Genomic DNA, 13,243 nt, shown 5'->3' on the forward strand with positions numbered 1-13,243 from the left:
TATGGGGGCATCATAGTGACTCAGCTCACAAAAAACGAACGAATCTTTATAATCAGCTTGCCCTAGTTTTTCTAATATTACGGGGCAAAGCGCCCCGTCGGCAGTTAAAAATCAACGCGTTACCATCTGCTGCGCCTGCTTGATCAGCTCATCGGGCTGCTCCTTGCGCGGCGGTATGGTGATCCCCTTCTGGCAGGCAGGCTTCTCTGCCATACGGGCCATCCAGGCTTGCAGATGGGGCAAGCCTTCGATCGAGATGCCGCTCCAGTCATAAATACGCACCCAGGGCCAGGTGGCAATGTCGGCGATGCTGAACTCATCCGCCAGATATTCGTGGTGGGCCAGATGGCTGTCGAGCACCTCGAACAGGCGGCGCCCCTCCTTCTGATAACGTTCGATGGCGGCGGGGATCTTCTCCGGGAAGTAGCGATAGAAGACGTTGGCCTGCCCCATCATGGGCCCGACCCCACCCATCTGGAACATCAGCCACTGGATGGCCTGAGAGCGGCGTTTGGGCTCGGCGGGCAGCAACTTGCCCGTTTTCTCCGCCAGATAGATGAGGATGGCCCCCGACTCGAACACGGCGAAATCGTCGTTATCCCGGTCGACGATCGCAGGAATGCGGCCATTGGGGTTGATGGCGAGAAACGCGGGTTGTTTCTGATCCAACGCCGACAAATCGAGGGGAATGACCCGATAGGGCAAACCCAGCTCTTCGAGGGCGATTGCCACCTTGAAACCATTGGGGGTCGCGGCGGTGTAAAAGTCGATCATGATTCACTCCTTGTTGGTCATAGCTAGGTCATAGCCGGATAGTTCGACTCGAAATAGTAGAGGTCGGTATAGATAGCTCGGCTCGATGACGAGACCAAAACCGTTGCCGCCTCATCTTGCAACAAGTCACCGACAGCGGGCCATTAAAAAGCAACGCACCGCGAGCTGATATGGCCTGCGGTGCGTTGTTTGTGTAATCAAAAAAACAGGCGTGACTAGTTGAGCATGGCGACCGGCTTGCGCTGGCGCAGCATGATCAGGCGGGAAAGCAGCGGGAAGTAGGACTCCAGCTTGCTCAGCAACACCCGGCTGCAGGCAGGCTCGGCCAGCTCCGACTCATCCAGCACGATGCCGTTTGAGACAAAATAGAAACGGGGATCCCGCACATCCGGCCCGCAGACCGTCAACTCCTTGTCCCCCTTGCGGATCAGCAGTGGCAAGACCGGCAAGCCGATCGTCTCGTCCTCTGCGCGGGCAAATCCGGCATCCTGCCAGGGGGCATCCCCGTCGATCAGCAAGATCGCCGCCTCCGTCTTGGCCGGTTGCCACTGGGCAAGGGGGGTCACGGCGATGTGGGCAAAGTGATCACCATACTCCGGTGATGACCGCAAAATGGCCAACAGACCTTCACTGGTCGCTGACACGTTCTGACTCACTAATGACAAATTCATGGCTCATATCCCTATGCTCATGACAGCCGGTATCAGGCTGCTGGGATAAGACTAGCGCAGATCTGGTCTATATTGGAGCCGTCAAATCTGGCAGTGCTAATCAATTGGTCGTAGGGGGATAACAGTTGCCATCGCACAAAATACTGGTATCATACCGCGTCCTTTTATCCCCCGTTCTTTAACATCCAGTGGTGAACCTATGCATCCGATGCTGAATATCGCCGTGCGCGCTGCGCGTAACGCCGGTCAAGTTGTAGTAAAAGCCTTCTCCCAGCCCGAGAACATTGAGGCTATCCAAAAAGGCAGCAATGACTTCGTGACCAACGTTGACCGTGAAGCCGAAGCGGCCATCATTCACACCATCAAAAAATCTTACCCGGAACACAGCATTGTTGCTGAAGAGTCCGGTGAGATTGCCGGTACCAATCCGGACTACCAATGGATCATTGACCCGCTGGATGGCACAACCAACCTTGTCAAAGGCATTCCGCACTTTGCCGTTTCCGTCGCGCTGCGCGTGAAAGGCAAAACCGAACAAGCCGTTGTTTATGATCCCATCCGTGACGAACTGTTTACTGCTACCCGTGGTAACGGCGCCCAGCTGAACGGCTACCGCATCCGTGTCGGCAAAGCCAAAGAGCTGGCTGGCACCGTACTGGCCACCGGTTTCCCCTACAAGCAAAAGCACCACATCGAGCCGTACCTGAAGATGTTCCAGAGCATGTTCATTGAATGTGCCGACATCCGTCGCTCCGGCTCTGCCGCGCTGGATCTGGCCTATGTGGCTGCCGGTCGCGTCGACGGTTTCTGGGAAATCGGCCTCAAGCCCTGGGACACCGCTGCCGGTGAACTGCTGGCCAAAGAAGCTGGCGCCATCGTCACCGACTTCGTAGGTGGTCACAACTATGAAAACTCCGGCAACATCGTGGTTGCCAACCCGCGCGTCCTGAAAGAGATGCTCGGCAAGATCCGTGAAGAGCTGCCGGAATCCCTGGCCAAATAAGCCAGCTTCCCAGCATTCACCAAGATAAAAAAACCGGCGCAAGCCGGTTTTTTTGTCTCTGCCGTCCGCACTCCAGGTGCCGACATTCGCCCTCTGTTTAAAGCATGACGATGCATCCCCATTTGCCACTCAACACCCACTTCAACCATTTCCGACACTCCCTCTCACCGCCAGCCTTTGGCTGCTGATTAAGCTACCCATATTGCCTGGATAAACGTCTCCCTCGCTTTTCCGATAGCGGCAATCGTCTTGCAGACATGGACAAGGGGTGGCCGAGTCGATGTAATGCCACCATCCACTTTGCACATCCGAGGTCATGTCATGAACCATCTCTCTGCCCTCCCCACGTTATCCTGGTCACAGCAACTGCGCAGCCAGATGCAAAGCCGCCCGCTCACCGCTCTCGGCCTCTTTATCGCGCTGGTCGCGGTGCTGCTCCTGTTGCTACAGAGCCTGGTCATGCTGGCGACCGGCGACGTAACCAGCGGCGTGCGCTACGGCCTGATCGGTGGTGCCGCCGGGTTTGCCGCCACCGCCATCGGCGCCCTGCCCGCTCTGTTTCTGCGCTCGGTACCGCAAAAGGTAGAGGACACCATGTTGGGCTTTGCCGCTGGCATGATGCTGGCCGCCAGTGCCTTCTCGCTGCTGCTGCCCGGGCTGGAAGCCGCCGAGGGGATCACCGGCAACGGCTTTAGTGCCGCCGCCGTGGTTGTAGTCGGCATGACCCTCGGGGTGCTGTTGATGCTGGGGCTGGATCAGTTCACCCCGCACGAGCATGACAAAACCGGCCCCTGCGGTCCCGGCCACGAGCAGTGCTCCCGGGTCTGGCTGTTCGTCTTTGCCATCGCCCTGCACAACCTGCCGGAGGGGATGGCCATCGGGGTCAGCTTCTCCCAGGGGGATATGTCGGTCGGGCTGCCGCTCACCACCGCCATCGCGCTGCAGGATATTCCGGAAGGACTGGCAGTGGCGCTGGCCATGTGCGCCGCCGGTTTTCGCCCCTCAGTGGCGGTGCTGGTTGCCATCGCCAGCGGCCTGCTGGAACCTCTGGGCGCCCTGCTCGGGGTGGGGCTCTCAAGCGGCCTGGCCATCGCCTACCCGATAGGGCTTGGACTCGCTGCCGGTGCCATGTTGTTCGTGGTCTCCCACGAGGTGATCCCCGAGACCCACCGCAACGGCCATCAGACCTATGCCACCCTCGGCCTGATGGCGGGCTTTGCCCTGATGATGACACTCGACACCGCGCTCGGCTAAACGCTCCACTCGTTTCCCTCCCACGCTGAATTAGCAACTGACGGCACGCCATACGGCGTGTCGTCGTTTATCTCTCCTTTCGCTTGTGACTCTCGGCGCCGACGCCATCTTTTGTTATGATCTACAGCAACTTAAATTCAGCCACACGGCTAGCAAGACGAGGTCAGCAATGAAAGTAGGTATTATCGGCGCCATGGAGCAAGAAGTAGCCCTGCTGCGCAGCCAGATGAGCAACCCCACCACCCTGCAACTGGGCGGCTGCGAGTTCTATCAAGGTGAGCTGGCAGGCAAAGAGGTGATCCTGACCCGCTCCGGCATCGGTAAAGTCGCCGCCAGCGTGGCCACCAGCATGCTGCTGGAAAAATTCGCTCCCGACTGCGTCATCAATACCGGTTCTGCAGGCGGCTTTGCCCAGGATCTGCACATCGGTGACGTGGTAATTGCCAGCGAGATGCGCTTCCACGATGTCGACGTAACCGCCTTTGGTTACGAGATGGGCCAGATGGCGCAGCAACCTGCCGCCTTCCACTGTGACGAAAAGCTCATCGCGGTTGCTCAGGATTGCATCGCCGAGCAGGGCAAGCATCAGACCAAGGTTGGCCTTATCTGCACCGGCGATCAGTTCATGTGCAAGCCGGACGCCATCGCCAAGGCCCGCGCTGACTTCCCGCTGATGCTGGCAGTCGAGATGGAAGGGGCTGCCATCGGCCAGGTGTGCCACATGTTCAAAGTGCCCTATCTGGTAGTGCGCGCCATGTCCGACATCGCGGGCAAGGAACAGATTGAATCCTTCGATGCCTTTATCGAAGTGGCTGGAAAGCACTCCGCCGAAGTGATCATCAAAATGCTCGGCAAGCTGTGATCGAAACCGGCTCACTCGAAGTGATGGCCGACGCCCTCCTCTCGACGACGGCGGCCATTCTGGTGGTAGCGGCCCTGCTGGAGGCGGTGATCCCGTGGCCATCCCATCTGCGGCTCTCGGCCATTACGCCCCTGCTGACCCGGCTGGGTCACAAGGTGCACAGAGCAGATGGCACGCCCCGCCAGCAACTGCAAGCGGGCATGCTGGCGATGCTGGCGGTCTGGGTTCCATGCGCAGCCGGACTCTGGTCGTTGCGTAATCTGGCCTTGAGTGAGCCGCTGTTTGACCTGTTGTTCCTACTGCTGATGATCGAATCCCGTCCGCTGCGCGAACTCGCCCATGCCACCCGATCGCTCGCCACCCAGGAGACCCTGCCGCTGGCAAGATTGCAGTCCGCCCCCTGGCTCAAACGTGAGACCGGCAAACTTTCTGCCATGGGCATTGCCAAAGCGGTGAGCGAAAGCAGCGCCCTGCGCCTGGTGGGCCAATGGGCTGGCCCGCTGCTGGGATACGCCCTCGCGGGGGTACAAGGCGCCCTGCTCTGGCGGCTGACCCAGCTGATGAACCAGGGTTGGAGCATGAAGGATCCCGCGTTTGGCTATTTCGGCCGTGCCGCCAGCGCCCTCTATCAGGGGCTCAATGCCCCCACTATCCTGCTGCTGGGACTGCCGCTCCTGCTGCCCCGTATCAGGCAGGCCACGCAACTGCTGCGAAGTGGTGCGATCTGGCCCTACCCTGCTATCGGGATGCTGTTGACACTACTTGCTGACAAGTGCCGAATTCGCCTTGGTGGCCCCCGCTACTATCAGGGAACCTTGCAACGCTGGCCGGTACTTGGCAGCGGTCATGACCCCGATGGCGAGTCACCGCGCAAGCTACTCAATATTCTGCAAGCAATGGGCTGGGGCTGGTTGATGCTGGCGCTACTTGTCACGGTGGCGGGGTTATTTCATGGTTAGATGGCTGCGATTGCCAAGCTGGCTGCCCTACGCGCTGCTGGCCTGGTTGCCCGGTGCGCTGCTGGCCGCGACTCCGAGCCGGGTGGTGAGCGTAGTTCCCCATCTTACCGAGCTGCTTTATGACATCGGTGCCGGTGACAAGCTGGTCGCTATCGACGATGCCTCCGATTATCCCGCCGAGGTGAAAACCAAGCCCAAGGTGGCCAATTATCGCAGCATCAATGTCGAGGCCCTGCTGGCGCAAAAACCGGACCTGATCCTGGGCTGGCGCTCGGCCCAGTCACGGATGCTGGCCCCGCTGGAGCAGCTGGGTATCCCGGTTTTCTACTCGGAGCCCACCGATTTTGCCTCGCTGGCTACCGAGATGAGAGTTCTGGGTAAATTGCTGGGGGTGGAGAAGAGTGCCAACGAAGCCGCCGATCGCTATCTGGCGCGCCTGCATGACCTGCAACAGCGTTATGGTCAGCCAACCGGCGTCAAGGTGTTCTACCAGCTCTGGTACCCACCGCTCACCAGCGTCAGTGGCAATGCCTGGCCTGCTCAGGCCATCGAACTCTGCGGGGGGATCAACATTATGGCGAATGCCAAGACGCCCTACCCTCAAGTGGGCATGGAACAGGTGATCAGAGCCAATCCGGCGCGGATCCTGGCAGGGAGTCAAGATCCTGACGCCCTACGCCACTGGCAGAAGTGGCCAAATCTGGACGCCGTAGAGCATCGGCGACTCGATTTGATCAACTCGGATGAGCTGCACCGCTTCACCCCTAGAGCCCTCAATGCGGTGGAGCAGGTATGCCAAGCTATTACCCAACCCAACAGCAAGTAGCCAAAAAACAGCCATTCAGATCACGCCTGCCAATATACGTCTGCAAATGGCATAAAAAGTGCTTTAGAATTCTATAGATACCAATCTTCATCATGGGACACCGTCATGTTTAATGGAAAAACAATCTTGGTTACCGGTGGCACGGGGTCATTTGGCAAGAAATTCATTGCAACCGTGCTATCCCGCTACCAACCTGCACGACTGATCGTCTACTCCCGTGATGAGCTCAAGCAGTTTGAAATGCAACAGCGTTTCAACCATCCCTGCATGCGCTACTTTATCGGCGATGTTCGCGATGCCGAACGCCTCGACATGGCGATGCGCGATGTTGACTTCGTGGTGCATGCTGCTGCGCTCAAGCAGGTGCCAGCAGCCGAATACAACCCGATGGAGTGCATCAAAACAAACATTGGGGGCGCCGAAAACGTCATCAAGGCAACCATCAATAATGGCGTTTCAAAGGTGATCGCACTCTCCACGGACAAGGCTGCCAACCCGATCAACCTTTATGGTGCAAGTAAACTCTGTTCCGACAAACTCTTTGTTGCCGCCAACAATATGGCAGGCAAGAACCCGACCATCTTCTCGGTGGTGCGTTATGGCAACGTTGTCGGCTCAAGGGGCTCCGTGGTTCCCTTCTTCGACAACCTGATCAAAAGTGGGGCTGATACGCTGCCTATCACCCATCCCGAGATGACACGCTTCTGGCTGACCTTGCAGCAAGGTGCCGATTTTGTTCTTAGCAACTTCCAGCGTATGCGTGGGGGCGAACTGTTTGTACCGAAAATCCCGTCGGTCAGGATCACTGATCTGGCGACGGCCATGGCTCCGGCCCTTAAACAGGAGATCATCGGCATCCGCCCCGGGGAGAAGCTGCACGAGGTGATGTGCCCGGCAGACGACTCTTTCCATACCTACGAGTTCAACGATTACTACGTGATTGCTCCCAGCATCAGCTTCAATAGCCGCAACAATGATTTCAGCATTAATGCTCTGGGCGAAACAGCCACGCTGGTTACTCCAGGTTTTGAATACAATTCTCTAAATAATCAGCACTTTCTGTCGATAGCTGAACTACAGAGCATGAACCAGCAGGTGTTGTCCGAATGATTCCTTATGGTAAACACAACATATCCAAGGCAGACATATCTGCTGTATGTGATGTCCTTGAGTCAATGTATATTACTCAAGGTCCAAAAGTCGCTGAGTTTGAGCAAGCACTATGCAATTATACTGGCGCAAAATACTGCATTGTAGTAGCTAGTGGAACTGCAGCATTACATCTTGCGGTTGCAGCACTAAATCTGCCTGAAGGCAGTGAAGGTATTACGACTGCAAATACCTTCGCTGCGACAGCCAATAGCATGGTGTATTGTGGTCTTGTACCCGTTTTTGCAGATATTGATGCTGCCACTTACAACATAGATCCATATAGTCTGGCACAACTTATTACTCCAAAAACCAGCTTGTTAACTCCTGTACATTTTGCCGGTCAACCCGCAGATATGGAAGTAATAAAAGAGATCGCTGATAAACATAACTTAAGAGTGATTGAGGATGCTGCGCATGCGATAGGTTCTACATATAGAGATGGTAATCGTGTTGGCTGTTGCAAATATTCAGATGCAACTATTTTCTCATTTCACCCGGTGAAAACAATAACCTGCGGTGAAGGTGGCGCAATTCTGACCAATGATCTGTCCCTTTATGAAAAGATATTATTATTGCGCAACCACGGCGTAACTAAAGACATTACAAAAATTGGTGTTGACCTAGGTCCATGGTTTTACGAAATGCAAACACTGGGCTGGCATTATCGTATGACAGATATGCAAGCGGCACTAGGACTAAGTCAATTAAAACGATTGGATGAATTTAAAGCGCAGCGGCGAGCATCCGTAGCTCGTTATAATGAAGCATTTTCAGATATTCCATGGATAACGATTCCATATGAAGATGAAAACATATCGTCTTGTTTTCATTTATATGTCGTACTTATTGATTTTTCCGCCATTGGTAAAACTAGACGTCAAGTCATGGATTTGCTATTTAATAAAGGGGTCGGAACACAAGTTCATTATATTCCTGTATATCACCATCCCTGGTATCAACAACACTATGATTACCCTGAGGGAATGTGCCCAATAACAGAAAATTATTACCAAGCATGTCTTTCATTACCACTTTATAGCTCATTAAGTCATGTGGAGCAGGATCAAGTCATAGCTGCAATCCGCAGTCTACCCAGTTAACTTGTTAAAACGCAATGGTGAGATGTATGGGCACACCAAAAAAATTTACACTGGCAGTAATCCCTGCTCGAGGGGGAAGCAAAAGGATTCCACAAAAAAATATCCGTTTATTCGCAGGAAAACCCATTATTGCGCACTCGATTATAGCTGCACAACATGCTGGGTGCTTTGACCAGATAATCGTGTCAACAGATGACCCACATATCGCAGATATAGCCAGGCAGTATGGTGCCGAGGTACCTTTTATTCGCCCAGATGCATTGGCAGATGATCATACAGGTACCCAGGAGGTTGTTGCACATGCGATAAACTGGGCTATAGCACAAGGATGGCACCTAGGTCAAGTATGCTGTTTATACGCGACAGCTCCTTTTGTTCGAGCCAAAGACCTATGTCTTGGTCTCGAGATGCTAAATGAAAGTAAACAACACTTTATTTTCAGCGCGAGTAATTTTGATTATTCACCTTATAGGGGATTTGTACGAGCTGGCAAAGGAGTCGAGATGCTTTTCCCGCAATACTTTCCGACTAGATCCCAAGATCTCCCGCAAGTATTACACGATGCAGGCCAATTTTATTGGGGCATAACTGATGCTTGGCTCAACGATACTCTATTGTTCAGCGAAAAAGCTACACCACTCATACTACCACGTCATCTGGTAATTGATATTGATACTCCAGAGGACTGGTTTCAAGCTGAGCTTATGTGGCAGTTTCAAAAGCAACAAGGCTTTATTATATGACAACACCGCCTCGCAAAGTATTGGTTGTTGCTGCACATCCGGATGATGAAATTTTGGGATGCGGAGCTACTATAGCCAGCCACATTGAACATGGAGATCAAGTTTCCGTGCTAATTATGGCTGAAGGTGCCACCTCACGGCTTTCTAAACGTAATCGTACCGAGGTAAAAGATGAACTGTCAGAACTTCATTTGGCAGCACAGGCGGCCAATGAAATTCTTGGAGTAACAAGACTCCAGCTATTGGATTTTCCTGATAATAGGATGGATAGTGTTGATCTTCTCGATGTTATTAAAGTTATCGAGGCAGAAATAAATGAGTGGCAACCGAATATTCTGTACACGCACCATGCTGGTGATGTAAACATTGATCACAGAGTTATACATGATGCAGTCATAGCCGCAACTCGTCCACAACCATCAAATAATTTGCATACTCTGCTTTTTTTCGAAATAGCATCGAGCACTGAATGGCGTCCAACAGCCTCTGCACAACAGTTCAGTCCAAATTGGTTTGTTAACATTACCAATTATTGGCAAAAAAAACAGATCGCGCTAGAGGCATACAAATCAGAAATGCGTCCATATCCACACCCGCGCTCCATTGAGGCACTTGAAAGTTTGGCGAAATGGCGAGGATCCTCTGTCGGTTATGCATATGCAGAAGCCTTTATGCTAGGCCGAAATATAATATCATAGGTACCTCATGATAATTTTTCGTACTGATGCATCATTGATATTAGGCCATGGCCATGTGATGCGTTGCTTGGCGCTTGCTGATGCATTCAGGTCGTTAGGTGAGAATTCGTTATTCATATTCTCAAAAGAAGGTAATGCACTTGCACAAGAAGTAGTGAAGAGAGGCCATCAATATTTCACTTTAACTAAAAATTATGACCTCAATCTTGATGAGGGTGAAATAATGGATGCTAGAGAAACACTCACAGCTATACCTGGATCTATCAAGTTAGTGGTTGCTGATCATTATCATTTGCAAACAGATTGGGAACGTACTATAAAAAATGCTGCGTTGCCACTTTTAGTTGTAGATGATTTATTTCGTCATCACATAAGTGATTTCTTGCTTGATCAAAACATAATTACAGCCAAGAATAATTATAAATTACCAGAAACAACATCCTGTTTTTTTGGTCCGGAATACTCCTTACTATCTTCTTCTTTTCAAGAGTTAAGAACTCAAGTCAACATTAGGGAAAATATAGAAACAGTACTTATATTTTTTGGTGGTAGTGACCCAGATAATGAAACGGAAAAAGCACTATTGGGCACTTTATCTACCCACAAAAATCTAAATATTGATGTTGTTATCGGTAGCAGTAATCCACATCAGGCCAGGTTATCAAAGATATGCCATGACAGAAATATTACATTACATGTACAGACACCGCATATGGCAAAACTGATGTTGGATGCAGATCTTGCAATCGGAGCAGGTGGCAGTGCATCTTGGGAAAGATGCTGCATGGGATTACCCTCTATTATCTCTATACAAGCAGACAATCAAACTCCGATTGCCACGGTATTAGATAAACTCGGCGCTGCATATAATTTAGGGATAACGACAAACCTGACATCAGCAGACTATAAAGAAGCACTGCTATCAATTACCCCGCAGACGCTGAGCAAAATGTCTCATACTGCACTATCGATAACAGATGGAAAAGGTGCAATCCGTGTTGCATCTTGCATACTCACAGCTATTGAGGATATGCAATGAATATTGATATGGACCATATATTTTCAGAACAAGTAACTCATAATAAACCTCCATTTATTATCCTCGAAGCGGGTATTAACCATAATGGGGATATCGCTATAGCAAAAGACATGATCTGCATGGCTAAAAGCTTGGGCGCTAACGCAATCAAGTTTCAAACATTTAAAGCAGAGGAATTTGTCGGTGATCCAGAACTACAATTTACCTATCAATCTCAAGGTGAATCTGTTACTGAATCAATGTTAGATATGTTTAAACGTTATGAATTTACGTACGATGAATGGTGGATGCTTAAGGAATACTGTGATGAACAGAGAATTATCTTTCTCTCCACACCTCAAAACCCTTCGGATATGAAGTTGTTACTTGAGTTAGGTGTCCCTGCGCTAAAAGTAGGATCTGATGATTTCACCAACATTCCTTTGCTAAAAGAGTATAGCTCCCAAGGACTTCCATTACTGATTTCATGTGGTATGGCAGATATGGCAGAGGTATACCAAGCCCTTGACATAACTGGCGCATTTATAGGTAAGAAAGTTGTGTTAATGCTTTGCACTTCACAATACCCTACACCATCAATCGATGTTAATTTGAACAAGCTGAAAACACTATCAGCTGCATTTCCAAATATAACGCTAGGTTTTTCTGATCATACACAAGGACCATTAGCTGCGGCAATTGCTTATGGACTTGGAGCCGTTGTATTTGAAAAACATTTCACCCTTGACCATCAACTTCCTGGTCCGGATCACTGGTTTTCAGAAGATCCGGTTGGGGCAAAAGAATGGATAACTGCTATTCATACTGCTTATCAAATGATGGGATCTCCACATATAAAACCTACTGATGCAGAACAACATATGCGAACGCTAGCACGGCGTAGCATTACTGTCATATCGGATATATCGCCAGGAGAGCATTTGACAGCAATCAATATTGGTCTGAAACGCCCAGGAAATGGCCTACCACCTCTTTATTTTGAAGATATAGTTAATAAAAAGGCAATACATGCTCTTAAAAAAGGTCATCTCATTACTTGGAGTGATCTACAATGATTAATGACGATAAATTTAAAAATTTATTTAGCAAAATGACTAATTTCCAAGAGAACCCTTATCATCCACTCGTCTGGATTTCAGGTTCACCAATCATTGGGCAGGGTGTTTTTATTGGAGCGTTTTCAGAAGTAAATGCCAAAGATGCTGATCTATTTATTGGCGATAATTGTGACATAGCCTCTTTTGTAGCTATTAACTGCGCTGACTCTCATTTACGTTGTATTGGTATATCAGAAAATATATCCAGGAAAAATATCAATATAGAAAACAATGTTTTTATTGGCTCACACTCCGTGATTAAAGGAGGGGCCCACATTGGCCATCATAGCGTAGTCGCGGCAGGAACCATTGTTGAGCCTATATACATACCACCATATTCTCTTGTTATTGGCAACCCAATGAACGTAAAAGAGGGATATTATTTAAATTATGGAAAGTAAAATCAGTCTCTCTATACATCAGCCTGCATATATACCTTGGCTAGGATATTTTGATCGTATAGATAAAAGTGATATATTTATATTTCTAGATACTGTTCAATTTGAGAAAAACAGTTATACAAACCGCAATAAAATAAAGGGGCCAAACGGCCCTCACTGGTTAACTATCCCGACAAAACAAAAAGGTCATTTACAAAAAACTTTATCAAATATTGAAGTCGATAACTCAATCAACTGGAGAAAAAAACATTTAAAATCAATTTACAATGACTATCATTTGTGTGCTGGGTTTGATCATAAATACTCCAAGCTAGAGACCTTATACTCTGACCATGATAGTCCGTATTTAGCGGAGCTTTGCTTTACTCAATTATGTTTTTGGTTAACAGAACTGAAGATAACAACCAAGATTGTAAGGTCTTCATCTCTACAAACTAATTTTGTAAAATCAGACCTAATCTTGGAACTATGCAAGTTATTTAATGCTACTGACTATATTTCCGGGCCAATGGGAAAAAACTACCTAAATGATGCGGACTTCATTGAATCCAATATTAATATTCAATATCACACATATAATCCGACACCATATCCACAGCTGTTTGGGCAATTTATTCCTTGTATGGGTGTTGTCGATTATTGGTTTAATAAATCATAAATCGTG

The 13,243-nt window shown here is 49.9% G+C and carries 15 protein-coding genes; 13 read left to right on the forward strand and 2 right to left on the reverse strand.

Going from position 1 to position 13,243, the window contains the following annotated elements; translation table 11 throughout:
• Positions 1 to 111: 111 nt before the first annotated feature.
• Both I6G90_RS07835 and I6G90_RS07840 read right to left on the reverse strand, forming a co-directional pair.
• Positions 112 to 774 carry a glutathione S-transferase family protein gene (locus tag I6G90_RS07835; protein WP_197930592.1) on the reverse strand — a complete coding sequence of 221 codons (663 nt, stop codon included), beginning with the start codon at positions 772 to 774 and terminating at the stop codon, positions 112 to 114.
• Positions 775 to 989: 215 nt separating this feature from the next.
• A complete protein-coding gene (locus I6G90_RS07840) occupies positions 990 to 1,445 on the reverse strand; it encodes a hypothetical protein (protein WP_075112662.1) in 456 nt (151 codons plus the stop codon).
• Between the two features lie 199 nt (positions 1,446 to 1,644).
• On the opposite strand from I6G90_RS07840, the gene suhB reads away from it, so the two are divergent.
• The 13 genes from suhB (at position 1,645) to I6G90_RS07905 (ending at position 13,237) form a co-directional block, all read left to right on the forward strand.
• Positions 1,645 to 2,448, forward strand: a complete 804-nt coding sequence (gene suhB, locus I6G90_RS07845; RefSeq protein ID WP_042060219.1) for an inositol-1-monophosphatase — start codon at positions 1,645 to 1,647, stop codon at positions 2,446 to 2,448.
• Between the two features lie 321 nt (positions 2,449 to 2,769).
• Positions 2,770 to 3,702: a ZIP family metal transporter gene (locus tag I6G90_RS07850; RefSeq protein ID WP_197930594.1), complete on the forward strand. Its 933-nt coding sequence runs from the start codon at positions 2,770 to 2,772 to the stop codon at positions 3,700 to 3,702.
• Between the two features lie 169 nt (positions 3,703 to 3,871).
• Positions 3,872 to 4,564: a 5'-methylthioadenosine/S-adenosylhomocysteine nucleosidase gene (gene mtnN, locus I6G90_RS07855; protein ID WP_197930596.1), complete on the forward strand. Its 693-nt coding sequence runs from the start codon at positions 3,872 to 3,874 to the stop codon at positions 4,562 to 4,564.
• Positions 4,561 to 5,523, forward strand: coding sequence for a cobalamin biosynthesis protein CobD/CbiB (locus I6G90_RS07860; RefSeq protein ID WP_197930598.1), 963 nt, complete (start codon positions 4,561 to 4,563; stop codon positions 5,521 to 5,523). Before mtnN ends, I6G90_RS07860 begins: the two co-directional genes overlap by 4 nt.
• Positions 5,516 to 6,349 carry a cobalamin-binding protein gene (locus tag I6G90_RS07865; RefSeq protein ID WP_197930600.1) on the forward strand — a complete coding sequence of 278 codons (834 nt, stop codon included), beginning with the start codon at positions 5,516 to 5,518 and terminating at the stop codon, positions 6,347 to 6,349. The genes I6G90_RS07860 and I6G90_RS07865 overlap by 8 nt, the downstream gene beginning before the upstream one ends.
• A 105-nt stretch (positions 6,350 to 6,454) precedes the next feature.
• The gene (gene pseB, locus I6G90_RS07870; protein WP_197930602.1) at positions 6,455 to 7,459 is read left to right on the forward strand and encodes a UDP-N-acetylglucosamine 4,6-dehydratase (inverting); all 1,005 of its coding nucleotides are present in this window, start codon (positions 6,455 to 6,457) and stop codon (positions 7,457 to 7,459) included.
• Positions 7,456 to 8,601 carry a UDP-4-amino-4,6-dideoxy-N-acetyl-beta-L-altrosamine transaminase gene (gene pseC / locus I6G90_RS07875; protein ID WP_197930604.1) on the forward strand — a complete coding sequence of 382 codons (1,146 nt, stop codon included), beginning with the start codon at positions 7,456 to 7,458 and terminating at the stop codon, positions 8,599 to 8,601. The genes pseB and pseC overlap by 4 nt, the downstream gene beginning before the upstream one ends.
• A gap of 26 nt (positions 8,602 to 8,627) precedes the next feature.
• Positions 8,628 to 9,344, forward strand: a complete 717-nt coding sequence (pseF, locus tag I6G90_RS07880) for a pseudaminic acid cytidylyltransferase (protein WP_197930606.1) — start codon at positions 8,628 to 8,630, stop codon at positions 9,342 to 9,344.
• Complete coding sequence (locus I6G90_RS07885) at positions 9,341 to 10,042, forward strand: PIG-L deacetylase family protein (RefSeq protein WP_197930608.1); 702 nt, start codon at positions 9,341 to 9,343, stop codon at positions 10,040 to 10,042. Before pseF ends, I6G90_RS07885 begins: the two co-directional genes overlap by 4 nt.
• A 7-nt stretch (positions 10,043 to 10,049) precedes the next feature.
• Positions 10,050 to 11,081 carry a UDP-2,4-diacetamido-2,4,6-trideoxy-beta-L-altropyranose hydrolase gene (gene pseG, locus I6G90_RS07890; RefSeq protein ID WP_197930610.1) on the forward strand — a complete coding sequence of 344 codons (1,032 nt, stop codon included), beginning with the start codon at positions 10,050 to 10,052 and terminating at the stop codon, positions 11,079 to 11,081.
• Positions 11,078 to 12,136 (forward strand): N-acetylneuraminate synthase family protein, encoded by a 1,059-nt coding sequence (locus I6G90_RS07895; RefSeq protein ID WP_197930612.1) that lies wholly within the window; start codon positions 11,078 to 11,080, stop codon positions 12,134 to 12,136. Before pseG ends, I6G90_RS07895 begins: the two co-directional genes overlap by 4 nt.
• The gene (locus I6G90_RS07900) at positions 12,133 to 12,579 is read left to right on the forward strand and encodes an acyltransferase (protein ID WP_197930614.1); all 447 of its coding nucleotides are present in this window, start codon (positions 12,133 to 12,135) and stop codon (positions 12,577 to 12,579) included. The genes I6G90_RS07895 and I6G90_RS07900 overlap by 4 nt, the downstream gene beginning before the upstream one ends.
• Positions 12,569 to 13,237: a WbqC family protein gene (locus tag I6G90_RS07905; RefSeq protein WP_197930616.1), complete on the forward strand. Its 669-nt coding sequence runs from the start codon at positions 12,569 to 12,571 to the stop codon at positions 13,235 to 13,237. Before I6G90_RS07900 ends, I6G90_RS07905 begins: the two co-directional genes overlap by 11 nt.
• Positions 13,238 to 13,243 lie beyond the last annotated feature (6 nt).

It is taken from the genome of Aeromonas allosaccharophila (assembly GCF_016026615.1).
In the GTDB taxonomy this organism is placed as follows: Bacteria; Pseudomonadota; Gammaproteobacteria; order Enterobacterales; family Aeromonadaceae; genus Aeromonas; species Aeromonas allosaccharophila.

Excerpts from the sequence above, each read along its gene's own strand:
- I6G90_RS07840 (WP_075112662.1), bottom strand. The coding sequence starts at position 1,445 with ATGAATTTGTCATTAGTGAGTCAGAACGTGTCAGCGACCAGTGAAGGT.
- I6G90_RS07900 (WP_197930614.1), top strand. The coding sequence starts at position 12,133 with ATGATTAATGACGATAAATTTAAAAATTTATTTAGCAAAATGACTAAT.
- pseB (WP_197930602.1), top strand. The coding sequence starts at position 6,455 with ATGTTTAATGGAAAAACAATCTTGGTTACCGGTGGCACGGGGTCATTT.
- pseC (WP_197930604.1), top strand. The coding sequence starts at position 7,456 with ATGATTCCTTATGGTAAACACAACATATCCAAGGCAGACATATCTGCT.
- I6G90_RS07895 (WP_197930612.1), top strand. The coding sequence starts at position 11,078 with ATGAATATTGATATGGACCATATATTTTCAGAACAAGTAACTCATAAT.
- I6G90_RS07850 (WP_197930594.1), top strand. The coding sequence starts at position 2,770 with ATGAACCATCTCTCTGCCCTCCCCACGTTATCCTGGTCACAGCAACTG.
- I6G90_RS07835 (WP_197930592.1), bottom strand. The coding sequence starts at position 774 with ATGATCGACTTTTACACCGCCGCGACCCCCAATGGTTTCAAGGTGGCA.
- suhB (WP_042060219.1), top strand. The coding sequence starts at position 1,645 with ATGCATCCGATGCTGAATATCGCCGTGCGCGCTGCGCGTAACGCCGGT.
- I6G90_RS07885 (WP_197930608.1), top strand. The coding sequence starts at position 9,341 with ATGACAACACCGCCTCGCAAAGTATTGGTTGTTGCTGCACATCCGGAT.
- I6G90_RS07865 (WP_197930600.1), top strand. The coding sequence starts at position 5,516 with ATGGTTAGATGGCTGCGATTGCCAAGCTGGCTGCCCTACGCGCTGCTG.
- I6G90_RS07905 (WP_197930616.1), top strand. The coding sequence starts at position 12,569 with ATGGAAAGTAAAATCAGTCTCTCTATACATCAGCCTGCATATATACCT.
- pseF (WP_197930606.1), top strand. The coding sequence starts at position 8,628 with ATGGGCACACCAAAAAAATTTACACTGGCAGTAATCCCTGCTCGAGGG.
- mtnN (WP_197930596.1), top strand. The coding sequence starts at position 3,872 with ATGAAAGTAGGTATTATCGGCGCCATGGAGCAAGAAGTAGCCCTGCTG.
- pseG (WP_197930610.1), top strand. The coding sequence starts at position 10,050 with ATGATAATTTTTCGTACTGATGCATCATTGATATTAGGCCATGGCCAT.